Source organism: Streptomyces radicis (genome assembly GCF_003626575.1).
GTDB lineage: Bacteria > Actinomycetota > Actinomycetes > Streptomycetales > Streptomycetaceae > Streptomyces > Streptomyces radicis.
The window spans coordinates 84,573-109,205 of the sequence record NZ_RBDY01000013.1 but is presented as its reverse complement, the minus strand read 5'-3'; the positions used below and the strand labels follow the sequence as shown (position 1 = coordinate 109,205).

Here is a 24,633-nt window from a genome sequence, read left to right as displayed (position 1 = left end):
ACGTACACTCCTCACCGGTGGCGCCTCCGATGCGGTACGTTGTCGGGCACCACGCGGCAGAGGGTCGTAGCTCAATTGGTAGAGCACTGGTCTCCAAAACCAGCGGTTGGGGGTTCAAGTCCCTCCGGCCCTGCTACACAAAGTGAACAGCCGTCCGGGTGGCCGGGCGGCTTATGACCATGACCGGGATCAGGTGAGGACGAGTGGCTGGGATCACGGACTCCGTGGAGACGCCAGAGCCCCGGGAGCCCCGGGGCGAGGGCAGCACCGGCCGCCGGGGTAGGCGCGCCAAGAGGGGGCCCTTCGGCCGTCTCGCGCTGTTCTACCGCCAGGTGATCGCGGAGCTGCGCAAGGTCGTCTGGCCGTCGCGGCGCCAGCTGTCCACGTACACGACAGCGGTGATCGTCTTCGTCGTCGTCGTCATCCTGATCCTGACCGTGCTTGACTGGGGAATGAGCCGGGCCGTCGAGTACGTCTTCGGCTGATTCGCTCCCCTCTCCCGAAAGTCAGGAAGAAGCAGCTACCGTGTCTGACCCGAATCCTTACCACGCCGCGCCCGACGCCGAGGGCGAGGAGGAGACCGCCCGCGATACCGCGGAGGCGGCGGTCGACACCGCGGACGCCACCGACGTCGATCAGGCGGAGGCGGCGGCGGAGGAGCCGGAGCAGCAGCCGGAGCCCGAGCCCGAGCCGGTCGACCCGATCGCCCAGCTCCGCGAGGAGCTGCGCGTCCTCCCCGGCGAGTGGTACGTCGTGCACACCTACGCCGGTTACGAGAACCGGGTCAAGACGAACCTCGAGCAGCGCGCCGTCTCGTTGAACGTCGAGGACTACATCTTCCAGGTCGAGGTGCCGCAGGAAGAGGTCGTCCAGATCAAGAACGGCGACCGCCGCACCATCAAGCAGAACAAGCTGCCGAGTTACGTCCTGGTGCGCATGGACCTGACGAACGAGTCCTGGGGCGTCGTGCGGAACACCCCAGGCGTCACCGGCTTCGTGGGCAACGCCTACGACCCCTACCCCCTGACGCTCGACGAGATCGTCAAGATGCTGGCCCCCGAGGCCGAGCAGAAGGCCGCGGAGGCCGCGGCCGAGGGCGGCGGCCAGGCGGGCGGCCGCAAGGTCGAGGTCCAGGTCCTCGACTTCGAGGTCGGCGACTCGGTCACGGTCACCGACGGCCCGTTCGCGACCCTCCAGGCGACGATCAACGAGATCAACGCCGACTCGAAGAAGGTCAAGGGCCTGGTCGAGATCTTCGGCCGCGAAACCCCGGTCGAGCTGAGCTTCGACCAGATCCAGAAGAACTAGCTAGGTCCTGTCCGGGCGGACAGGACCTCGTACCGCCGCCGCGAGAACCCTGATCACCCGGCTCGGATTTGGGCCGGGTGATGTCAGCCATTACCGTAGTGCGGTATGCCCGCGGACGGGCACGGCACATGCCCCCCGCGTTCGGCGAACACCAACCCCCAGAAGGACCCGGAGGGCGAGCGCATGCCGCCGAGGAAGAAAGTCACAGGGCTGATCAAGCTCCAGATCCAGGCCGGCGCGGCCAACCCCGCGCCGCCTGTCGGTCCGGCGCTGGGCCAGCACGGCGTGAACATCATGGAGTTCTGCAAGGCCTACAACGCCGCGACCGAGTCGCAGCGCGGCTGGGTCATCCCGGTGGAGATCACGGTCTACGAGGACCGTTCCTTCACCTTCATCACCAAGACCCCGCCGGCCGCGAAGATGATCCTCAAGGCCGCGGGCGTGGAGAAGGGCTCGGGCGAGCCCCACAAGACCAAGGTCGCCAAGATCACGCGCGCCCAGGTCAGGGAGATCGCCACCACCAAGATGCCCGACCTCAACGCCAACGACCTGGACGCCGCCGAGAAGATCATCGCCGGTACCGCCCGTTCCATGGGCGTCACCGTCGAGGGCTGACGCGCGACGCGCGATTCGGCGCACCGCAAGCCCACCGTGGCAGGGCCCGCGCAGGCCCGGACCACGACTCCCCTGATACGCCCGTAGGAGCAGCAGTGAAGCGCAGCAAGAACCTCCGCGGCGCGGACGCCAAGGTCGACAGGACCCGCGTCTACGCACCGCTCGAGGCCGTCCGCCTCGCCAAGGACACCTCGATCACCAAGTTCGACGCGACCGTCGAGGTCGCCATGCGCCTGGGTGTCGACCCGCGCAAGGCCGACCAGATGGTCCGCGGCACCGTCAACCTGCCGCACGGCACCGGCAAGACCGCCCGGGTCCTGGTCTTCGCGACCGGTGACCGTGCCGCCGCGGCGGAGGCCGCGGGGGCCGACATCGTCGGCTCCGACGAGCTGATCGACGAGGTGGCCGGCGGGCGCCTCGACTTCGACGCCGTCGTGGCCACCCCCGACCTGATGGGCAAGGTCGGCCGCCTCGGCCGCGTGCTCGGCCCCCGGGGTCTCATGCCGAACCCCAAGACCGGCACCGTGACCCCCGATGTCGCCAAGGCCGTCACGGACATCAAGGGCGGCAAGATCGAGTTCCGCGTGGACAAGCACGCGAACCTCCACTTCGTCATCGGCCGCGTCTCGTTCGACGAGAACAAGCTGGTGGAGAACTACGCCGCCGCGCTCGACGAGATCCTCAGGCTCAAGCCGTCCGCGGCCAAGGGGCGCTACCTCAAGAAGGCGACCATCACCACCACGATGGGCCCCGGCGTGCCGGTCGACACCAACCGCACGCGTGACCTCCTGGCGGAGGAAGCCGGCGTCTGAGCCGGAGATGTCGCGCCCGTCCCCGTTCTGTCACAGAGCGGGGGCGGGCATTTTCGTTGTCAGGGGGTCGAGTTAGCGTGAAACGAGATCGACACAGGCGTTGACGGACCACGAAAGGACCGGGAGACATGCGTCCCACACGGAAGGTCGCGTTCGGCATCGCGACGGCCGCCCTGCTCGCGGGCACGGCGGCGTGCGGCGATTCGGACGAGACGACGGACGGCAGCTCCGGGAACGGCGGGGACCGCTCGGCTGGATCACCCTTCGAGGCGGTCTCCGCGGCCGCGGAGACGACGCGGGAGGTCACCTCGGCCCGCTTCGAGGCCACGATGAGCAGCCCCGCCCAGGCGGGCGGCAACGTCGAGATGTCGGGCGCCATGTCGTGGGACCCCGAGCTCGCGATGGACCTCACCATGACCGGCGAGGCGCTCGCGGCCGACCCGGCCGTGCCCCAGGAGGTCGACGTCGTCTGGGTCGACGGCGTGATGTACATGGACATGGGCCAGGAGTTCGCGGCCGAGTTCGACGGGCGCAGCTGGATGGCCATGGACCTCATGTCCCTGGCCGAGGAGACGGGCGACCCGACCGTGGCCGACTCGATGTCGTTCGGCCTCGACTCGGCGAACCAGGACCCGGCGCAGCAGCTCGCGTTGCTCCTCGAGGCCCCCGAGATCGAGCTGGTCGGCGAGGAGACGCTCGACGGCGTCGGGACCACGCGCTACCAGGGCACCATCTCCGTCGAGGACGCGATCGAGCGCGACGGCAGCACGGAGGCGCTGCTGACCGACGGGGAGCGCGACCAGCTCGTCGAGGCGATGAACTCCCAGGGGATCGAGAGCTACGAGCTCGACGTGTGGGTCGACGAACACGACTACCCGGTCCAGATCCACCAGTCCTTCGACACCGACGCGGGGCCCGTGGAGTACGAGGTCAGGTACAGCGACTACGGCGCCGACGTCACCGCCGAGGCCCCGCCGGCCGAGACGGTCGTGGACTTCATGGAGCTGCTCGAGCAGCTGGAGAGCGGGATGGCGCAGGGCTGAGCCCCGCGGGCCGATTTGCCCGCCGCCCGCCCCGTCACGTACTCTCGCACGGTAGCCAAAGACCGCTGGTTGCCGCCGTGTGCTCCGCGAGGAGCGTTCGGTGGCCGAAGGATCCGCAGACGCGGACGGCCTGCGCAGGTGACCGTGGAGAGAGTTCGTTTCTTGCCCCGAGTGCGCCTGCGCCCGGGGCGTTTTGCCGTGTCCGGCACCTTCCGTGCGGTCCCATCTCTCGGGAGCCAAGCACTCGGGAACACAGCACCCCGGAAGGAGGGCCGAGGTTATGGCGCGTCCCGACAAGAGCGCGGCCGTCGAGGATCTCAAGGAGAAGTTCGAGGTCTCCAACGCGGCCGTCGTCACCGCGTACACCGGGCTCACCGTGGCGCAGCTGAAGGAGCTCCGCCGCTCCCTCGGCGAGAACGCCCAGTACCGTGTGGCGAAGAACACGCTGACCAAGATCGCGGCCAACGAGGCCGGGGTCTCCGGCCTCGACGAGTTCTTCAAGGGCTCGACGGCCGTCGCGTTCGTCACCGGCGACCCGGTCGAAGCGGCGAAGGGCCTGCGTGACTTCGCCAAGGACAACCCCTCGCTCGTCATCAAGGGTGGCGTGCTCGACGGGAAGGCGCTCAGCGCCGAAGAGATCAACAAGCTCGCGGACCTCGAGTCCCGTGAGGTGCTGCTCGCCAAGCTGGCCGGTGGCATGAAGGCGTCCATGGCCAAGGCCGCGGCGACCTTCCAGGCCCCGCTCTCGAAGTTCGTCCGCACCGCGGACGCGCTGCGCAGCAAGGTGGAGCAGGGCGGTGCCGGGGAGCCGGCTCCTGCCGAGTAGGCAACCGCCCGCCCGTCATATCCAACCGGCACCAGCCGACTTACGTGGAAGGACCGCCATCATGGCGAAGCTCAGCCAGGAAGAGCTGCTCGGGCAGTTCGAGGAGATGACCCTGCTCGAGCTCTCGGAGTTCGTGAAGAAGTTCGAGGAGAAGTTCGACGTCGAGGCCGCCGCCCCGGTCGCCGTCGCCGCCGCCGCGCAGGGTGGTGGCGCGGCCGCCGCCGAGGCCGAGCCGGAGAAGGACGAGTTCGACGTCATCCTCACCGGCCCGGGCGAGAAGAAGATCCAGGTCATCAAGGTCGTGCGCGAGCTGACCTCGCTGGGTCTCAAGGAGGCCAAGGAGCTCGTGGACAACCCCCCGAAGCCCGTCCTCGAGAAGGTCAACAAGGAGGCCGCGGAGAAGGCCAGGGAGTCCCTCGCGGCCGCCGGCGCGGGCGTCGAGGTCAAGTGACACCGGTCTGAACCGCTGACGCTCTCAGGGGGCGATCACCCACTTGGGTGGTCGCCCCCTGACGTTGTGGCGACTGTCTCCTTGCCCTTCGCGCGGTGCGGGGTATGGTGATCTTCGGTCGCTCACCGGTCGCGCCCCTGACGGGTGGCGACGGAGCAGGGGCCTTGACGAACCGCACCGGGCGCGCGATTCTCCTTCACGCGCCGCCAGATCGGTCCATGATCCGAGGCATGAATCCACGGCGGGGCGGGAAGTGATGCGGCAGGCGGGTCCGCACCTCGGCCATCGAGGCGGCCGGGAGCAGACCCCGAGGGCAGCACGGCGAAGTGGCAGGGAAGTACCGCACGATGGGCACTGCGTGAAGAACACCGAGGGTGGCTCCTCGATGCTTGACCGGCACATTGGACATCAGTGGGTCTTGTGGCTACACTGACCCTTTGCGCTGCCTGGCTGCTCCCTGCCCGTCACCAGGAGAGCCGGTCCGCGCGCAGAGAGTCCGAGCCCTCGGAAGGACCCCCTCTTGGCCGCCTCGCGCACCGCCTCGACCAACAGTACGAATAATGGCACCAGCACCGCACCCCTGCGTGTCTCTTTTGCGAAGATCAAGGAGCCTCTCGAGGTTCCGAATCTCCTTGCGCTGCAAACCGAGAGTTTCGACTGGCTGCTCGGGAACGACGCCTGGAAAGCCCGCGTCGAGGCCGCGCTTGACAGTGGACAGGACGTTCCGACGAAGTCCGGTCTCGAGGAGATCTTCGAGGAGATCTCCCCCATCGAGGACTTCTCGGGGTCGATGTCCCTGACGTTCCGCGATCACCGTTTCGAGCCCCCGAAGAACTCGATCGACGAGTGCAAGGAGCGCGACTTCACGTACGCCGCGCCGCTCTTCGTCACCGCCGAGTTCACGAACAACGAGACCGGTGAGATCAAGTCCCAGACGGTCTTCATGGGCGACTTCCCGCTGATGACCAACAAGGGCACGTTCGTCATCAACGGCACCGAGCGCGTGGTCGTCTCCCAGCTGGTCCGTTCCCCCGGCGTCTACTTCGACAGCACGATCGACAAGACCTCGGACAAGGACCTCTTCTCCGCCAAGATCATCCCCTCGAGGGGCGCCTGGCTCGAGATGGAGATCGACAAGCGCGACATGGTCGGCGTGCGCATCGACCGCAAGCGCAAGCAGTCGGTGACCGTGCTGCTCAAGGCGCTGGGCTGGACCTCCGACCAGATCCTCGAGGAGTTCGGCGACTACGAGTCGATGCGGGCCACCCTGGAGAAGGACCACACCCAGGGCCAGGACGACGCGCTGCTCGACATCTACCGCAAGCTCCGCCCGGGCGAGCCGCCGACCCGCGAGGCCGCGCAGACCCTCCTGGAGAACCTGTACTTCAACCCCAAGCGGTACGACCTGGCCAAGGTCGGCCGTTACAAGATCAACAAGAAGCTCGGCGGGGACGAGCCGCTCGACGCGGGCGTGCTCACGGTCGAGGACATCGTCGCGACCATCAAGTACCTGGTCAGGCTGCACGCGGGGGAGACCGAGACGGCCACGGGCACGGGCCGGACGATCGTGGTCGAGACGGACGACATCGACCACTTCGGCAACCGCCGCCTGCGCAACGTCGGCGAGCTCATCCAGAACCAGGTCCGCACGGGCCTCGCCAGGATGGAGCGCGTCGTCCGCGAGCGCATGACCACGCAGGACGTCGAAGCGATCACGCCGCAGACGCTCATCAACATCCGGCCGGTCGTCGCCTCCATCAAGGAGTTCTTCGGCACCAGCCAGCTGTCGCAGTTCATGGACCAGACCAACCCCCTCTCCGGGCTGACCCACAAGCGCCGCCTCTCGGCGCTCGGCCCCGGTGGCCTCAGCCGTGAGCGGGCCGGTCTCGAGGTCCGTGACGTGCACCCGTCGCACTACGGCCGCATGTGTCCCATCGAGACCCCCGAGGGCCCGAACATCGGCCTGATCGGCTCGCTCGCGGCGTTCGGCCGGGTCAACGCCTTCGGCTTCGTCGAGACCCCGTACCGCAAGGTCACCGACGGCGTCGTGACGGACGAGGTGCACTACCTCACCGCGGACGAGGAGGACCGGTACGTCATCGCGCAGGCGAACGCCCGCCTGACCGACGACTACCACTTCGCCGAGTCCCGCGTGCTGGTCCGCCGCCGCGGCGGTGAGATCGACTACGTCACCGGCACCGAGGTCCACTACATGGACGTCTCGCCGCGCCAGATGGTGTCGGTCGCGACCGCCATGATCCCGTTCCTCGAGCACGACGACGCGAACCGAGCGCTCATGGGCTCGAACATGATGCGCCAGGCCGTGCCGCTCATCCAGGCCGAGTCGCCGCTGGTCGGCACCGGCATGGAGTACCGCTCCGCGGTGGACGCGGGCGACGTGATCAAGGCCGAGCAGGACGGCGTCATCACCGACGTCTCCGCCGACTACATCTCCATCGCCAACGACGACGGCACGCACGTCACGCACCGGCTCGCCAAGTTCCACCGGTCCAACCAGGGCACCTCGTACAACCAGAAGGTGCAGGTCGAGGAGGGCGAGCGCGTGGTGACCGGGCAGGTCATCGCCGACGGCCCCTCGACCCAGCGCGGCGAGATGGCCCTCGGCAAGAACCTACTGGTCGCGTTCATGCCCTGGGAGGGCTACAACTACGAGGACGCGATCATCCTCTCCCAGCGCCTGGTGCAGGACGACGTCCTCTCCTCGATCCACATCGAGGAGCACGAGGTCGACGCCCGCGACACCAAGCTGGGCCCCGAGGAGATCACCCGGGACATCCCGAACGTCTCCGAGGAGGTCCTCGCCGACCTCGACGACCGCGGCATCATCCGCATCGGCGCCGAGGTGGAGGCCGGGGACATCCTGGTCGGCAAGGTGACCCCCAAGGGCGAGACCGAGCTGACCCCCGAGGAGCGGCTGCTGCGCGCGATCTTCGGCGAGAAGGCCCGTGAGGTCCGCGACACCTCGCTGAAGGTGCCGCACGGCGAGACCGGCAAGGTCATCGGCGTGCGCGTCTTCGACCGCGAGGAGGGCGACGAGCTGCCCCCCGGCGTGAACCAGCTGGTCCGCGTCTATGTCGCGCAGAAGCGCAAGATCACCGACGGCGACAAGCTGGCGGGCCGCCACGGCAACAAGGGCGTCATCTCCAAGATCCTGCCCGTGGAGGACATGCCGTTCCTCGAGGACGGCACCCCGGTGGACATCATCCTGAACCCCCTGGGCGTCCCCTCCCGGATGAACCCTGGGCAGGTCCTGGAGATCCACCTGGGCTGGCTGGCCTCCCAGGGCTGGCGGGTCGAGGGCCTCGACGCGGAGTGGAAGGAGCGGCTCGCGGCCATCGGCGCCGACGACGTCGCGCCCGGCACCAACGTCGCGACCCCCGTGTTCGACGGCGCCCGCGAGGACGAGATGGCCGGTCTCTTCGAGTCGACCATCCCCAACCGCGACGGCGACCGGCTCGTGCTGCCCTCGGGCAAGGCCCAGCTGTTCGACGGCCGGTCCGGAGAGCCGTTCCCCGAGCCGATCTCCGTCGGCTACATGTACATCCTCAAGCTGCACCACCTGGTGGACGACAAGCTGCACGCCCGCTCGACGGGGCCGTACTCGATGATCACCCAGCAGCCGCTCGGCGGTAAGGCCCAGTTCGGCGGCCAGCGCTTCGGCGAGATGGAGGTCTGGGCGCTCGAGGCGTACGGCGCGGCCTACGCCCTCCAGGAGCTGCTGACCATCAAGTCCGACGACGTCACCGGCCGCGTGAAGGTCTACGAGGCCATCGTCAAGGGCGAGAACATCCCGGAGCCCGGGATCCCCGAGTCCTTCAAGGTGCTCATCAAGGAAATGCAATCGCTCTGCCTCAACGTGGAGGTGCTGTCATCGGACGGCATGTCCATCGAGATGCGGGACACCGACGAGGACGTCTTCCGCGCCGCGGAGGAGCTCGGCATCGACCTGTCCCGGCGCGAGCCGAGCAGCGTCGAAGAGGTCTGACGGGCCGAGTCGGCCGGGGCGAGCTTCTCACCCCGGCCGGCCTCCCCACCCCGGACCCCGACAGACCATTGACTGACACGACCCTGAGAGGGATTGACGAGAGTGCTCGACGTCAACTTCTTCGACGAGCTGCGGATCGGCCTGGCCACCGCTGACGACATTCGTCAGTGGTCACACGGCGAGGTCAAGAAGCCGGAGACCATCAACTACCGCACGCTCAAGCCCGAGAAGGACGGACTCTTCTGCGAGAAGATCTTCGGCCCCACCCGGGACTGGGAGTGCTACTGCGGCAAGTACAAGCGCGTCCGCTTCAAGGGCATCATCTGTGAGCGCTGCGGCGTCGAGGTGACCCGCGCCAAGGTGCGCCGTGAGCGGATGGGCCACATCGAGCTTGCCGCGCCCGTCACCCACATCTGGTACTTCAAGGGCGTTCCTTCCCGCCTCGGCTACCTGCTCGACCTCGCCCCGAAGGACCTCGAGAAGGTCATCTACTTCGCGGCGTACATGATCACGTTCGTGGACGAGGAGCGCCGCACGCGCGATCTGCCGTCGCTCGAGGCGCACATCTCCGTCGAGCGCCAGCAGATCGAGCAGCGCCGCGACGCGGACCTGGAGGCCAGGGCCAAGAAGCAGGAGGCCGACCTGGCCGAGCTCGAGGCCGAGGGCGCCAAGGCCGACGCCAGGCGCAAGGTGCGCGAGGGCGCCGAGCGCGAGATGAAGCAGCTCCGCGACCGGGCCCAGCGCGAGCTCGACCGCCTCGACGAGGTGTGGAACCGCTTCAAGAACCTCAAGGTCCAGGACCTCGAGGGCGACGAGCTGCTCTACCGCGAGCTGCGCGACCGCTTCGGGACGTACTTCGACGGCTCGATGGGCGCCGCCGCGCTCCAGAAGCGCCTTGAGACGTTCGACCTCGACGAGGAGGCCGAGCGGCTGCGGGAGATCATCCGCACCGGCAAGGGCCAGAAGAAGACCCGCGCCCTGAAGCGGCTCAAGGTCGTCTCCGCGTTCCTCCAGACGTCCAACAGCCCGCGCGGCATGGTGCTCGACTGCGTCCCGGTGATCCCGCCGGACCTGCGCCCGATGGTGCAGCTCGACGGTGGCCGCTTCGCGACCTCCGACCTGAACGACCTGTACCGCCGCGTCATCAACCGGAACAACCGCCTGAAGCGGCTTCTCGACCTCGGCGCCCCCGAGATCATCGTGAACAACGAGAAGCGCATGCTCCAGGAGGCCGTGGACGCCCTGTTCGACAACGGCCGCCGCGGCCGTCCCGTCACGGGCCCGGGGAACAGGCCGCTGAAGTCGCTGTCCGACATGCTCAAGGGCAAGCAGGGCCGCTTCCGCCAGAACCTCCTCGGCAAGCGCGTCGACTACTCGGCCCGTTCCGTGATCGTCGTCGGCCCGCAGCTCAAGCTGCACCAGTGCGGGCTGCCCAAGGCGATGGCGCTCGAGCTGTTCAAGCCGTTCGTGATGAAGCGCCTGGTCGACCTGAACCACGCGCAGAACATCAAGTCGGCCAAGCGCATGGTCGAGCGCCAGCGGACCGTGGTGTACGACGTCCTCGAAGAGGTCATCGCCGAGCACCCGGTCCTGCTGAACCGAGCGCCGACCCTGCACCGGCTCGGCATCCAGGCGTTCGAGCCGCAGCTGGTCGAGGGCAAGGCCATCCAGATCCACCCGCTGGTCTGTACGGCGTTCAACGCCGACTTCGACGGTGACCAGATGGCGGTGCACCTGCCGCTGTCCGCCGAGGCCCAGGCCGAGGCCCGCATCCTGATGCTGTCGTCGAACAACATCCTGAAGCCCGCCGACGGCCGCCCCGTGACCATGCCCACCCAGGACATGGTGCTCGGCCTGTTCTTCCTCACGACCGACGAGGAGGAGCGGGAGGTCCGCGGCGAGGGGCGTTCGTTCGCCTCGACCGCCGAGGCGATCATGGCGTTCGACGCCGGGGAGCTGTCGCTCCAGGCGAAGATCGACATCCGCTTCCCCGTCGGCTCGGTGCCCTACCGCGGCTGGACTCCGCCGGAGCCCGCCGAGGGCGGGTCCGACGGCGGCTCCGCCGCGGGCGAGTGGCAGCCGGGCGACAGCTTCAGGCTCCGCACCACGCTGGGCCGCGCGCTGTTCAACGAGCTGCTGCCCGAGGACTACCCGTTCGTCGACCAGTCCGTGGGCAAGCGGGAGCTGTCCCGCATCGTCAACGACCTGGCCGAGCGGTACCCCAAGGTCGTGGTCGCGGCCGCGCTGGACAACCTCAAGGCCGCCGGTTACTTCTGGGCCACCCGGTCCGGCGTCACCGTCGCGGTCTCGGACATCGTCGTGCCCGAGGCGAAGAAGAGCATCATCGCCAACTACGAGGCACAGGACGAGAAGGTCCAGAAGCAGTACGAGCGCGGTCTGATCACCAAGGACGAGCGCACGCAGGAGCTGATCGCGATCTGGACGAAGGCGACCGCCGAGGTCGCCGAGGCCATGAGCGACAACTTCCCGAAGACCAACCCCATCTTCATGATGGTCGACTCGGGCGCCCGAGGGAACATGATGCAGATGCGCCAGATCGCCGGTATGCGCGGCCTGGTGTCCAACGCGAAGAACGAGACCATCCCGCGGCCGATCAAGGCGTCGTTCCGCGAGGGCCTCACCGTGCTCGAGTACTTCATCTCGACGCACGGCGCGCGCAAGGGTCTGGCCGACACCGCCCTGCGGACCGCCGACTCCGGGTACCTCACCCGGCGTCTGGTGGACGTCTCCCAGGACGTCATCATCCGCGAGGAGGACTGCGGCACCGACCGCGGCCTGAAGCTGACGATCGCCTCCAAGGGCACGGACGGCGCGCTGGTCAAGGCGGACGACGCCGAGTCCAGCGTCTACGCCCGCTGCCTGGCCGAGGACATCGTGGCGGACGGCAAGGTCCTGGCCCCGGCCGGCACCGACCTCGGCGACGTGCTGATCGACGAGCTGATCAGGCACGGCGTCGAGACGGTCAAGACCCGCTCCGTGCTCACCTGCGAGTCGGCCGTCGGCACGTGCGCGATGTGCTACGGGCGTTCGCTGGCCACCGGCAAGCTGGTGGACATCGGCGAGGCGGTCGGCATCATCGCCGCCCAGTCGATCGGTGAGCCCGGTACGCAGCTGACCATGCGGACGTTCCACACCGGCGGTGTCGCGGGTGAGGACATCACGCAGGGTCTGCCGCGTGTGGTCGAGCTGTTCGAGGCCCGCACGCCCAAGGGCGTCGCGCCGATCTCCGAGTCGGCTGGCCGCGTGCGGATCGAGGAGACCGAGAAGACCAAGAAGGTCATCGTCACGCCGGACGACGGCTCCGACGAGACCTCCTACGCGGTCTCCAAGCGGGCCAGGCTCCTGGTGGGCGAGGGCGACCACGTCACCGTCGGCCAGCCGCTGACGGTCGGCGCCGCCAACCCCCACGACGTGCTGCGGATCCTCGGCCAGCGGGCCGTGCAGATCTACCTGGTGGGCGAGGTCCAGAAGGTCTACAACTCCCAGGGTGTGGCCATCCACGACAAGCACATCGAGATCATCGTCCGGCAGATGCTGCGCCGGGTGACGATCATCGAGTCCGGCGACGCGGAGCTGCTGCCGGGCGAGCTGGTCGAGCGCTCGAAGTTCGAGTCGGAGAACCGCCGCGTGGTCGCCGAGGGCGGTCACCCGGCCTCGGGCCGCCCGCAGCTGATGGGCATCACCAAGGCGTCGCTCGCCACCGAGTCGTGGCTCTCGGCGGCGTCGTTCCAGGAGACGACCCGGGTGCTCACCGACGCGGCGATCAACGCCAAGTCGGACTCCCTGATCGGCCTCAAGGAGAACGTGATCATCGGCAAGCTGATCCCGGCCGGCACGGGCCTGTCCCGTTACCGGAACATCCGGGTGGAGCCCACCGAGGAGGCGAAGGCCGCGATGTACTCGGCCGTCGGCTACGACGACATCGACTACTCGCCCTTCGGCTCGGGCTCGGGCCAGGCGGTCCCGCTCGAGGACTACGACTACGGTCCCTACCAGGGCTGATACGGCGCCGAGGCGGGCGGATGGGATCCCCATCCGCCCGCCTCTTCGCGTGGAGAGAACGCGTTTTGACCCCAGCCCGTGGGGTAGGTACGCTCTGACCTTGTGCCTGGGGTGTTCCCTGCGCTCTTTCAGCCGCAGACAGGAACTCCGGGATCTGCATCCGCTCCCCGCACGCGCGTGGCAGCTGGACCGTGGAGTCTTCGACACGCCCGACCGCGTGGGTCGGTGCTGTGGCCCAGGTTAGCTTTATTGAGATCGGCACAGAGAAACCGGAGAAATCGTGCCAACGATCCAGCAGCTGGTCCGTAAGGGCCGGCAGGACAAGGTCGAGAAGAACAAGACGCCGGCGCTCGAGGGCTCCCCTCAGCGGCGCGGCGTCTGCACGCGTGTGTTCACCACCACCCCGAAGAAGCCGAACTCCGCCCTGCGCAAGGTCGCCCGTGTGCGGCTGAGCAACGGGATCGAGGTCACGGCCTACATCCCGGGTGAGAACCACAACCTTCAGGAGCACTCCATCGTGCTGGTGCGCGGTGGCCGTGTGAAGGACCTGCCGGGTGTTCGCTACAAGATCATCCGTGGCTCCCTGGACACCCAGGGCGTCAAGAACCGCAAGCAGGCCCGCAGCCGTTACGGCGCCAAGAAGGAGAAGTAAGCATGCCTCGTAAGGGCCCAGCCCCGAAGCGTCCCGTGCACATCGACCCGGTGTACGGCTCTCCTCTGGTGACCTCCCTCATCAACAAGGTGCTGCTGAACGGCAAGCGCTCCACCGCCGAGCGCATCGTCTACGGCGCCATGGAGGGTCTGCGGGACAAGACCGGCAACGACCCGGTCATCACGCTCAAGCGCGCGCTGGAGAACGTCAAGCCGACCCTCGAGGTCCGCTCTCGCCGCGTCGGTGGCGCGACGTACCAGGTGCCGGTCGAGGTCCGCCCGGGTCGTTCCTCGACCCTCGCCCTGCGCTGGCTCGTGGGCTACTCCCGTGCCCGTCGCGAGAAGACCATGACCGAGCGGTTGATGAACGAGCTGCTCGATGCCTCCAACGGGCTCGGTGCCTCCGTGAAGAAGCGTGAGGACACCCACAAGATGGCCGAGTCCAACAAGGCCTTCGCGCACTACCGCTGGTAGTCGCAACCCCATCGAGACCGAGAGAAGACTGAAGCCAGATGGCTACCACTTCACTTGACCTGGCCAGGGTCCGCAACATCGGGATCATGGCCCACATCGACGCGGGCAAGACGACGACCACCGAGCGGATCCTGTACTACACCGGCATGAGCTACAAGATCGGTGAAGTTCACGACGGTGCGGCGACCACCGACTGGATGGAGCAGGAGCAGGAGCGCGGCATCACGATCACGTCCGCCGCGGTCACCTGTCACTGGTCCCTCGACGACGTCGACAACACCATCAACATCATCGACACCCCCGGGCACGTCGACTTCACGGTCGAGGTGGAGCGTTCGCTGCGCGTCCTGGACGGGGCCGTCACGGTGTTCGACGGTGTGGCCGGTGTCGAGCCGCAGTCGGAGACCGTCTGGCGCCAGGCGGACCGTTACGGTGTGCCGCGCATCTGCTTCGTGAACAAGCTGGACCGCACCGGGGCCGACTTCTTCCGCTGTGTCGACATGATCGTCGACCGGCTGGGCGCGACCCCGCTGGTCATGCAGCTGCCGATCGGCGCCGAGGCCGGATTCAAGGGCGTGGTGGACCTGGTCCGCATGAAGGCCCTGGTGTGGTCCGAGGAGACCAAGCTCGGCGAGATGTACGACGTCGTCGACATCCCCGCGGACCTCCAGGACCAGGCCGAGGAGTGGCACGGCAAGCTGGTCGAGGGCGTCGCGGAGAACGACGAGGAGATCATGGAGCTGTACCTGGAGGGCGAGGAGCCCTCCCCGGAGCAGCTCACGGCGGCCATCCGCCGGGTCACCCTCGCCTCCACGGGCGCCGAGGGCTCCATCACGGTCACCCCGGTGTTCTGCGGCACCGCGTTCAAGAACAAGGGCGTTCAGCCCCTGCTCGACGCGGTCGTGCGGTACCTGCCGTCGCCGCTCGACGTCGAGGCCGTCGAGGGGCACTCGCCGCGCGACGCGGAGCAGGTCATCCTCCGCAAGCCGTCCGAGGAGGAGCCGCTGGCCGCGCTCGCCTTCAAGATCGCGAGCGACCCGCACCTCGGGAAGCTCACCTTCATCCGGATCTACTCCGGCGTGCTCACCGCGGGCGCGCAGGTGCAGAACTCCGTGAAGGAGAAGAAGGAGCGCATCGGCAAGATCTACCGCATGCACGCCAACAAGCGTGAGGAGATCGACCGCGTCGGCGCCGGCGACATCGTGGCCGTCATGGGCCTGAAGCAGACGACCACGGGCGAGACCCTGTGCGACCCCGGCAACCCGGTGATCCTGGAGTCGATGGACTTCCCGGCCCCGGTCATCGAGGTCGCCATCGAGCCCAAGTCCAAGAGCGACCAGGAGAAGCTGGGCATCGCGATCCAGCGCCTGGCCGAGGAGGACCCGTCCTTCCAGGTCAAGTCCGACCAGGAGACCGGTCAGACGATCATCTCGGGCATGGGCGAGCTGCACCTCGATGTGCTGGTCGACCGCATGCGGCGCGAGTTCCGCGTCGAGGCCAACGTCGGCAAGCCGCAGGTCGCCTACCGGGAGACCCTGCGCCGCGCCGTCGACAAGGTCGACTACACGCACAAGAAGCAGACCGGTGGCTCCGGTCAGTTCGCGAAGGTGCAGATCCGCCTGGAGCCGCTCGAGGGCGACGGGTACGAGTTCGAGAACAAGGTCACCGGTGGCCGCATCCCCAAGGAGTACATCCCCTCGGTGGACGCGGGATGCCAGGAGGCGATGGAGTTCGGCGTGCTCGCCGGCTACCCGCTCACCGGCGTCAAGGTGACCCTGCTCGACGGCGCGTTCCACGACGTCGACTCCTCCGAGATGGCCTTCAAGATCGCCGGTTCCATGGCGTTCAAGGAGGCCGCGCGGCGGGCCAGCCCGGCGCTTCTCGAGCCGCTGATGGCCGTCGAGGTCACCACGCCCGAGGACTACATGGGCGATGTGATCGGTGACATCAACTCCCGCCGTGGCCAGATCCAGGCCATGGAGGACCGCAGCGGCGCCAAGATCGTCAAGGCGCTCGTGCCGCTGTCCGAGATGTTTGGTTACGTCGGTGACCTGCGCAGCAAGACCTCGGGTCGGGCGAGCTACAGCATGCAGTTCGATTCCTATGGCGAGGTTCCCAAGAATGTCGCCGAGGAGATCATCGCGAAGGCCAAGGGCGAGTAACCCCTAAGCTTGAGCAACGGGCATCCGGGGGCATTTCGCCCCCGGTGTCCGGCCCTTCAGCGAAGCGGTCAAGGGCATCCCCTCGGGGTCCTGACCGGTTCGGTCGACCATCTGAAACCTTCCGCAAGGTGCGGGGGGCGTACAGCACCAGTCCACAGGAGGACCCCAGTGGCGAAGGCGAAGTTCGAGCGGACTAAGCCGCACGTCAACATCGGCACCATCGGTCACATCGACCACGGCAAGACGACGCTCACCGCGGCGATCACCAAGGTGCTGCACGACGCATACCCGGACCTGAATGAGACGTTCGCGTTCGAGAACATCGACAAGGCGCCCGAGGAGCGCCAGCGCGGTATCACCATCTCCATCGCGCACGTCGAGTACCAGACGGAGAGCCGTCACTACGCCCACGTCGACTGCCCGGGCCACGCGGACTACATCAAGAACATGATCACCGGTGCCGCCCAGATGGACGGCGCCATCCTCGTGGTCGCCGCCACCGACGGCCCGATGCCGCAGACCAAGGAGCACGTGCTCCTGGCCCGCCAGGTCGGCGTCCCGTACATCGTCGTCGCCCTGAACAAGGCCGACATGGTGGACGACGAGGAGATCATGGAGCTCGTCGAGCTCGAGGTCCGTGAGCTGCTCACGGAGTACGAGTTCCCGGGCGACGACGTGCCCGTCGTCAAGGTCTCGGCGCTCAAGGCGCTCGAGGGCGACCCGGAGTGGGCCAAGACCGTTCTCGAGCTGATGGCGGCGGTGGACGAGTCCATCCCGCAGCCGGAGCGCGACGTCGACAAGCCGTTCCTGATGCCGATCGAGGACGTCTTCACGATCACCGGTCGTGGCACCGTCGTGACCGGCCGTATCGAGCGCGGCATCCTCAAGGTCAACGAGACCGTCGACATCATCGGCATCAAGGAGCAGAAGGCCACCACCACGGTGACCGGCATCGAGATGTTCCGGAAGCTGCTCGACGAGGGTCGCGCCGGTGAGAACGTCGGTCTGCTGCTCCGCGGCATCAAGCGCGAGGACGTCGAGCGCGGCCAGGTCGTCATCAAGCCGGGTTCGGTCACGCCGCACACGGAGTTCGAGGCGACCGCGTACATCCTGTCGAAGGACGAGGGTGGTCGTCACACCCCGTTCTTCAACAACTACCGCCCGCAGTTCTACTTCAGGACGACGGACGTGACCGGTGTCGTGCACCTGCCCGACGGCACCGAGATGGTCATGCCCGGCGACAACACCGACATGCGCGTCGAGCTGATCCAGCCCGTCGCCATGGAGGAGGGCCTGAAGTTCGCCATCCGCGAGGGTGGCCGCACCGTGGGCGCCGGTCAGGTCACCAAGATCGTCAAGTGAGCTGACCCTCAGGGCCGTACGAGGCCCCGTTCCCGTCGGGGAACGGGGCCTCGTCGCGTGTCGGCCCTGTCGCGTGTCGGCCCCGTCGATCGAGGGGCCCCCTTGTCGTCCGCTCGGCGCTGATTACGACCGCTCGGCGCGCGGTGCCGGGCGCGCGGTGTCCTTCCGGTGTGACGCTCCTTACATTTCCCGGAGCACTCCCCTCGACCAGGAGCCGGTGATGACGACGACGCACTCCGTGCCGGAAGGCAGCGATCCCCCGCCGCAGGGCGGAGGAGGGAATCCACCCTCCGAGAGCGAGCTGGAGGCCCGCTCGGCCGCGCTGCACGACGATCCGCGCTTCAAGGAGCTGCGTTCGCGCCTGCTGCGGTTCGTGGTACCGGCGAGCGTCGCGTTCCTCGCCTGGTACCTGCTGTATGTGCTGATGTCCGCCTACGCGGGCGGCGTGATGTCCACGGAGGTCGTGGGCAGCGCCAACGTCGCCCTCTTCTTCGGCCTGGCGCAGTTCGTGACGACGTTCGGCATCGCGGTCCTCTACTCCCGCTACACCAACCGCCGTTTCGACCCGCTGGCCGACGAGCTGCGCGAGGAACTCGAGGGCGCGGCCGCCGTCCCCGGCGCCCGTAAGGGGGAGGACGCGTGAACGTCATCGCTCAGGACACCACGAACCAGGAGCGGCTGATCACGGTCATCCTGTTCGCGGTCCTCATCGCCGTCACCCTCGGGGTGACCGTCTGGGCCAGCAGGCAGACCAAGTCGGCCACCGACTTCCACTCCGGAGGCCGCGGCTTCACCGGCATCCAGAACGGCTTCGCGATCGGCGGCGACTACATGTCGGCCGCGTCGTTCCTCGGCATCGCGGGAACGATCGCGCTGTTCGGCTACGACGGCTTCCTGTACTCGATCGGCTTCCTGGTCGCGTGGCTCGTGGCCCTGCTGCTGGTCGCCGAACTCCTGCGGAACTCCGGCCGTTTCACCATGGCGGACGTCGTCTCGTACCGGATGAGGCAACGCCCGGTGCGCACCGCCGCCTCGGTCTCCACGCTGACGGTGTCGATCTTCTACCTGCTGGCCCAGATGGTGGGCGCGGGCGCGCTCGTGGCGCTGCTGCTGGGCATCGAGGAGGGCGAGACCTACCTCGGGATGAGCGCGGATGTCGCCAAGATCGTCGGCATCGTGGTCGTCGGCATCCTGATGGTCACCTATGTGTCGTTCGGCGGCATGACCGGCACGACGTGGGTGCAGATCATCAAGGCCGTGATGCTGATGGGCGGCGCGCTGCTGGTCAGCCTGCTCGTCCTGTCGATGTACGACTTCAACTTCGGCTCGCTCATGAACGACGCGGCGGCATCGAGCGCCGCGGGTGACGCGTTCCTCGAACCGGGGCAACGCTACGGCGTCGAAGTCGCGGGCGACGCGTGGCAGACGATGGTCAACAAGCTCGACCTCATCAGCCTCGGCCTCGCGCTGGTGCTCGGCACCGCGGGCCTGCCGCACATCCTGATCCGCTTCTACACGGTCCCCGACTCCAAGACCGCGCGGAAGTCGGTCAACTGGGCCATCGGCATCATCGGCACCTTCTACCTGCTGACCCTGATCCTGGGCTTCGGCGCGGCGGCGGTGGTCGGCCATGAGGCGATCACGGAGCAGAACACCGCGGGCAACACCGCGGCGCCACAGCTCGCGCAGGCGGTCGGCGACCACTTCGGCGGTGACTTCTGGGGCGCGGTGATGCTGGCGTTCATCGCGGCGGTGGCGTTCGCGACGATCCTGTCGACGGTCGCGGGCCTCACCATCGCGTCGTCGTCCTCGCTGGCGCACGACTTCTACAACAGCGTGCTCCGCAAGGGGCAGGCGAGCGAGCAGGAGGAGGTGCGGGTCGCGCGGTTCGCGGCGATCGGCGTGGGCGCGATCTCCATCGTGCTCGCGGTCTTCGCGCAGAACCTCAACGTGGCGTTCCTGGTGGCGCTGGCGTTCGCGATCGCCGCGTCGGCCAACCTGCCGACGATCCTGCTGAGCCTCTTCTGGAAGCGGTTCAACACCAGGGGCGCGGTGTGGGGCATCTACGCGGGCCTGATCAGCTCGGTCGGCCTGGTGTTCTTCTCGCCCGTCGTGTCGGGCAAGGGCGTGGACGCGGCCGGGAACAACCTGTCGCTCTTCCCCGAGAACGTGGACTTCTCCTGGTTCCCGCTGGAGAACCCGGGCCTTGTCTCCATCCCCGTCGGCCTGCTCTTCGCGATCATCGGGACCCTGTCGTCGAACGAGAGCGACCCGCAGCGCTTCGCCAAGCTCCAGGTCAGGGCGCTGACCGGCGCGGGCGCCGAGCGGGCGACCACGCACTGAGCCGACTGCCACGCCGCCGGGAATCCCCGCCCGGCTCCCCGCCCGGGGCCCTGAGCTTCCCCTCTCAGGGCCCCGGGCTCCTTGCTGTCCGGGCGCGTTGCTGTCCGGGCGCGTTGCGCGGGGGGCGTTGACCCGCGTGCCCGCCTCGCCGTGCGCGGGGGAGGGGCCGGTGGCAGGCTGTTGGGGGAAAGCGCGGCGAGCCCAGGGAGGCGGCCATGGCCACCATCGCGATCTTCGGGGCGAACGGCGCCATCGGCCACAGGCTGGTCGCCGAGGCGCTCGACCGCGGTCACCGGGTCACCGCGGTGGTGCGCGACCCCGCGACCGTCCCCGACGAGCACGAGCGGCTGACCGTCACGCGCGGCGACGTGCTCGACCCGGCCTGTGTGAGCGCGGTGGCCGAGGGGCGGGACGTGGTGGTGAGCGCGGTGGGCGGGCGGGACGGCGCGGGGGCGCAGGCGGTGCTGCGGCCCGCGGCCCAGGCGCTGGTGGCCGGGCTGCACGCGCTGGGCCCCGAGGCGCCGCGGCTGATCATGGTGGGCGGCGCGGGCTCGTTGCGCACCAGGGAAGGGCGCCCGCTGTGGGACGCGCCCGACGTCCCGGACGAGGCGCGGCGGGTCATGCGCGCGCACGGCGACGCGCTGGCCTATCTGCGGACCGTGGCGGGGGAGTTGCGGTGGACCTCCGTCTCGCCCGCGGCCGAGCTCGCGCCGGGGGAGCGGACCGGGGAGTACCGCACTGCCTATGACGAGCTGGTCGCCGACGACGCGGGGGTCAGCCGCATCTCCACGGAGGACTTCGCGGTGGCGGTCGTGGACGAGATCGAGGAGGGCCGCCACACCGGGCGGCGCTTCACCGTCGGATACTGAGTCGGACGGCGCGTCCGACGGGGGACGGCCGCCGACGGCGCGGGTCCTGCCGCCTGGTACAGATTCTGTCAAGGGTGCTGACACCCCGATGTGGGTGTCCCAACGCCCGTCCGGGGTAGACCTGTTGACACTCTTCGTGTGGGGGGCCCAACGGCTGGGACGCGGCCCTTCGCCTTTCTAACGTCGAGTGCATGACACGTGATGTGAAGGACATACCGAAAGGGATCGCCGCCCGGCTGGGTGGCTGGAGCACACGGCACCGCAGGGCGGCCATCGCGGGGTGGTTACTCCTCGTCGTGGTCGCGGCCGTGGTGGGTGGGGCGACCGGGGCCAGGGAGATGACGGACTCCGAGGGCGGCGCGGGCGACTCGGGCCGCGCCGACGAGGTCCTCGAGGACACGGACCTGGTGAGCCCGGCCGCGGAGCAGGTGCTGCTCCGCAGCGCCGAGCCCGACGGCTGGACGGTGGCCGCCGAGGAGCTGATCGCGGGGATCGAGGCCACCGGCGAGGTGCTCGGCGTTCAGGAGCCGCTGCGCTCCGAGAGTGGGCACGAGGGGCTGATCGGCTTCGCGATGGACGGCGACCCGGCCACCGCGGGGGACCGGGTGGAGCCCGTGGTCGAGGTCGTCGCGGATGTCGCCGAGGCCCATGACGACCTGGAGATCCACCAGTTCGGCAAGGCGAGCGCCGACGCCGCGCTGTCCGACATGCTGACGGAGGACCTGAGGACGGCGGAGTTCACGGCCGTTCCGCTGGCCCTCGGCATCCTGCTGGTGGTCTTCGGGGCGCTGGCCGCCGCCCTGTTGCCCGTGTTCCTGGCGCTGACGGCGTGCGCGGGCACGTTCGGGCTGCTGGCGCTCGCCTCGCACCAGGTGCCGATCTTCGAGTCGACCAACTCCGTGATGTTCCTGGTCGGCCTCGCGGTCGGCGTCGACTACTGCCTGTTCTACCTGCGCAGGGAGCGGGACGAGCGCGCCGCGGGGCGGGACGCCGAGACGGCGCTGCGGATCGCGGCGAGCACCAGCGGCCGCGCCGTGCTGATCTCCGGCATCACCGTGATGCTGGCGATGTCAGGGATGTTCCTTTCGGGGCTGCTGCTCTTCCACGGCTTCGCCGTGGCCACCATCCTGGTGGTGCTGCTCGCCATGGTCGGCTCGGTCACCGTGCTGCCCGCCACGCTCTCCTGGCTCGGCGACCGCGTCGAGGCCGGGCGCGTTCCGCTGCTCAACCGGCGCGCGCGTCAGGGCAACGGCGGGCGGCGCCCCGGCGGTCGGGTCGTGGGGTCGCTCATCCGGGCGGTGCTCGCGCGGCCCGTGATCGCGGCCGGTGCCTCGGCCGTGGTGCTGCTCACGCTGTGCGCGCCCGCGCTGGGCATGAAGACCGAACTCCTGGGCCTGGAGAAGCAGTTCGGCTCCGAGGCGGAGCTGAGCGTGGCGTACTCCGAGATCAGCGAGAGCTTCCCCGGTGGGCCCGCGCCCGCCGAGGTCGTGGTGCGCGCCGACGACGTCACCGCGCCCGAGTTCGCCGACGCGCTCGTCGCGTTCGAGCAACGGCTCGCCGACGCCGGGCAGTTCGGCGAGGCCGTCGAGGTGACCCTGCACGAGGAGGAGAACGTCGCCGTCATCGCCGTCCCGCTGGCCGGGTCAGGGTCGGACGACACGTCGCGCGACGCCCTCGAGACGCTGCGAGGCACGGTTGTTCCCGAGACCCTGGAGCCGGTGGCCGACGAGGCGTATGTGGGCGGTGACCTGGCGGGCTCAGAGGACTTCAACGATCAGCTCGGCGAGGACCTGTTCCCGGTCCTGCTGTATGTCGCCGCGATCACCTTCGTACTGATGCTGCTTAGCTTCCGATCGGTCCCGATCGCCCTGGCCTCGATCGTGCTCAACCTGCTGTCGGTGGGCGCGGCGTTCGGCGCCATGACCGCGGTCTTCCAGCACGGCTGGGGCGCCGACCTGCTCGGCATGGAGCCCGCGGGCTCGATCGAGGCGTGGATGCCGCTGTTCGTCCTGGTGATCCTCTTCGGGCTCTCCATGGACTACCACGTCTTCGTCGTCTCCAGGATCCGCGAGGCCCACGACCGCGGGCTCGCCAACCGCGACGCCATCACCGATGGCATACGCGCCACGGCCGGGCCCGTGATCGGGGCGGCGGCGATCATGATCGCGGTCTTCTCCGTCTTCGCCCTCCTGCGGATGCAGGACATGCAGCAGATGGGCATCGGCCTCGCGGTCGCCGTCCTGGTCGACGCCACCCTGGTGCGGATGGTGCTGCTCCCGGCGCTGATGGCGTTGCTCGGCGAGCGCAGCTGGTACCTGCCGCGCGCGCTCTCGTGGCTCCCGAGGATCAGCCATGGCGAAACGGTCGAGGCGGCCCCGAGCCATGGAGAACACCGGCGGGAGGACGTGAACATGGGGGCAAGTTAGCCCCTCCCTCGGGGGGACTTTGTGTAATCGACTGACCGCGCCCCGGGTTTGCCCTCACACTGAGCGCATGGAGGATCACCCCAAGAGCCCACCACGCCATCTCACCTTCCGCGTGACACATCGGGACGATCCGGTCTCCGAGGTCGTCGAGCAGGACGCCATGCGCGCCGCGGAACGTTACCCCCATGTGATCGTCCGTGGGCCCGTCTTCGGATTCGCCGAGCAGCGACCCGAGGACGGGCCCGCGTGGCGTCTGCTGAGCGACGTCGGGGACGGCTTCGCCCAGCACTCGCGCGACGGGCTGAACTCATACCTCTGGTTCAAGGCCAGGGACGAGACCCGGCCCGGCGACCCCTACCGGGAGCAGCTGCTCGCCGCCGTCGCCCGCCTCGAGACCGAGCCGCTCGACGAGATCATGGTCGGCGACGTCAGGTACCGCGTCGTGCGCGGCGACGAGTTCGCCCGCATCGGCGACGACGGGCTCGAAGGCCCGCGCCCCACCGACCCCGACGACCCCTCGCGCGACATCGGGGACCGCAGCCGCCGCGAGACGGTCAGCCGCACCAAGGGCTTCGTCATCGACCACGCGAGGCCCACCGGGATCATGGAGAGCCTCCAGCGGATGGAGCTGCTCTCGCTGCACTACGAGGCGACGCGCATCCCCGAGGACGTCCGCGAGGACTCGCGCCGCGCGCTGACGACCCACCCCGGCGTCGTGCTGCTGCCCGCCACGTTCACCTTCGCCGAGCGCAAGGCCAACGCCTGGGAGCCGATGGCCGGGCCCCAGTGCACGCCGCACGAGGCGCGCACCACGCTGTACAACTACCTCTCGGAGTTCCTGCCCAAGCTGGAGCAAGGGGTCTCCCATGAGGACGCCGAGACCTACGCCCGCGCGGCCGAGACCTACCGGAAGGGGCCGCCGAGCGACGCGCTCGACGTGCTGGGGCGGCGTTTCAGCATCATCCGCGTCGAGCGCCTGATGCGCATCGGCCCCGACGGGCCCGAGACCCCGCGCCCCACCGACCAGGACCCCTACGGGCCGATGCAGATCCACCCGCCGCTCGCCGAGGTCGAGGAGTACCAGGCGCGCAAGAAGGCCGAGGAGGAGCGCGCCAGGGCGGCGGGCGCGGGCGTGGAAGGCGCGGACGCCGAGGGTGCGGGCGCGGAGGGCGAGAGCGCGGCGCACGGCGGCGAGTGAGCGCCCCCGCGGGATACGCCCCTTGTCAGGGGCCTACTCGGTTCGCCCGCACTCGGCTAGCGTG

The 24,633-nt window shown here is 68.8% G+C and carries 18 protein-coding genes and 1 tRNA gene; all 19 read left to right on the top strand.

The window, feature by feature from the left end; all coding sequences use genetic code 11:
- Window positions 1-60 precede the first annotated feature (60 nt).
- A tRNA-Trp gene (locus D7318_RS18520) sits at window positions 61-133 on the top strand.
- A 70-nt stretch (window positions 134-203) separates the two neighbouring features.
- A complete protein-coding gene (gene secE / locus D7318_RS18515) occupies window positions 204-485 on the top strand; it encodes a preprotein translocase subunit SecE (protein WP_408055505.1) in 282 nt (93 codons plus the stop codon).
- Window positions 486-525: 40 nt separating this feature from the next.
- The gene (nusG, locus tag D7318_RS18510; RefSeq protein ID WP_120698228.1) at window positions 526-1,308 is read left to right on the top strand and encodes a transcription termination/antitermination protein NusG; all 783 of its coding nucleotides are present in this window, start codon (window positions 526-528) and stop codon (window positions 1,306-1,308) included.
- A gap of 183 nt (window positions 1,309-1,491) precedes the next feature.
- Window positions 1,492-1,923 carry a 50S ribosomal protein L11 gene (gene rplK / locus D7318_RS18505; protein ID WP_113689416.1) on the top strand — a complete coding sequence of 144 codons (432 nt, stop codon included), beginning with the start codon at window positions 1,492-1,494 and terminating at the stop codon, window positions 1,921-1,923.
- Window positions 1,924-2,018: 95 nt separating this feature from the next.
- Window positions 2,019-2,735 (top strand): 50S ribosomal protein L1, encoded by a 717-nt coding sequence (rplA, locus tag D7318_RS18500; protein ID WP_120698227.1) that lies wholly within the window; start codon window positions 2,019-2,021, stop codon window positions 2,733-2,735.
- A gap of 128 nt (window positions 2,736-2,863) precedes the next feature.
- Window positions 2,864-3,778 (top strand): LolA-like protein, encoded by a 915-nt coding sequence (locus tag D7318_RS18495; protein WP_120698226.1) that lies wholly within the window; start codon window positions 2,864-2,866, stop codon window positions 3,776-3,778.
- A 280-nt stretch (window positions 3,779-4,058) separates the two neighbouring features.
- Window positions 4,059-4,604, top strand: coding sequence for a 50S ribosomal protein L10 (gene rplJ, locus D7318_RS18490; protein WP_120698225.1), 546 nt, complete (start codon window positions 4,059-4,061; stop codon window positions 4,602-4,604).
- Window positions 4,605-4,665: 61 nt separating this feature from the next.
- Window positions 4,666-5,055 (top strand): 50S ribosomal protein L7/L12, encoded by a 390-nt coding sequence (rplL, locus tag D7318_RS18485; protein ID WP_120698224.1) that lies wholly within the window; start codon window positions 4,666-4,668, stop codon window positions 5,053-5,055.
- Window positions 5,056-5,575: 520 nt separating this feature from the next.
- Window positions 5,576-9,061, top strand: a complete 3,486-nt coding sequence (rpoB, locus tag D7318_RS18480; RefSeq protein WP_120698223.1) for a DNA-directed RNA polymerase subunit beta — start codon at window positions 5,576-5,578, stop codon at window positions 9,059-9,061.
- Window positions 9,062-9,163: 102 nt separating this feature from the next.
- Window positions 9,164-13,084, top strand: coding sequence for a DNA-directed RNA polymerase subunit beta' (locus tag D7318_RS18475; RefSeq protein WP_120698222.1), 3,921 nt, complete (start codon window positions 9,164-9,166; stop codon window positions 13,082-13,084).
- A gap of 280 nt (window positions 13,085-13,364) precedes the next feature.
- Window positions 13,365-13,736 (top strand): 30S ribosomal protein S12, encoded by a 372-nt coding sequence (rpsL, locus tag D7318_RS18470; RefSeq protein ID WP_049572471.1) that lies wholly within the window; start codon window positions 13,365-13,367, stop codon window positions 13,734-13,736.
- A 2-nt stretch (window positions 13,737-13,738) separates the two neighbouring features.
- The gene (gene rpsG, locus D7318_RS18465) at window positions 13,739-14,209 is read left to right on the top strand and encodes a 30S ribosomal protein S7 (protein WP_049572475.1); all 471 of its coding nucleotides are present in this window, start codon (window positions 13,739-13,741) and stop codon (window positions 14,207-14,209) included.
- Window positions 14,210-14,247: 38 nt separating this feature from the next.
- Entirely contained in the window at window positions 14,248-16,371 is a 2,124-nt protein-coding gene (fusA, locus tag D7318_RS18460; protein ID WP_120698221.1) for an elongation factor G, read from the top strand.
- A 168-nt stretch (window positions 16,372-16,539) separates the two neighbouring features.
- Entirely contained in the window at window positions 16,540-17,733 is a 1,194-nt protein-coding gene (gene tuf / locus D7318_RS18455) for an elongation factor Tu (RefSeq protein ID WP_113689430.1), read from the top strand.
- A 220-nt stretch (window positions 17,734-17,953) separates the two neighbouring features.
- Window positions 17,954-18,376 carry a DUF485 domain-containing protein gene (locus D7318_RS18450; protein WP_120698220.1) on the top strand — a complete coding sequence of 141 codons (423 nt, stop codon included), beginning with the start codon at window positions 17,954-17,956 and terminating at the stop codon, window positions 18,374-18,376.
- Window positions 18,373-20,076, top strand: a complete 1,704-nt coding sequence (locus D7318_RS18445) for a solute symporter family protein (protein ID WP_120698219.1) — start codon at window positions 18,373-18,375, stop codon at window positions 20,074-20,076. Before D7318_RS18450 ends, D7318_RS18445 begins: the two co-directional genes overlap by 4 nt.
- 215 nt (window positions 20,077-20,291) lie before the next feature.
- Window positions 20,292-20,945, top strand: a complete 654-nt coding sequence (locus D7318_RS18440; RefSeq protein WP_120698218.1) for an NAD(P)-dependent oxidoreductase — start codon at window positions 20,292-20,294, stop codon at window positions 20,943-20,945.
- Window positions 20,946-21,136: 191 nt separating this feature from the next.
- Window positions 21,137-23,371 (top strand): MMPL family transporter, encoded by a 2,235-nt coding sequence (locus D7318_RS18435; RefSeq protein ID WP_120698217.1) that lies wholly within the window; start codon window positions 21,137-21,139, stop codon window positions 23,369-23,371.
- 67 nt (window positions 23,372-23,438) lie between these two features.
- Entirely contained in the window at window positions 23,439-24,569 is a 1,131-nt protein-coding gene (locus D7318_RS18430) for a DUF5954 family protein (RefSeq protein ID WP_220729687.1), read from the top strand.
- The last annotated feature ends 64 nt before the right edge of the window (window positions 24,570-24,633 follow it).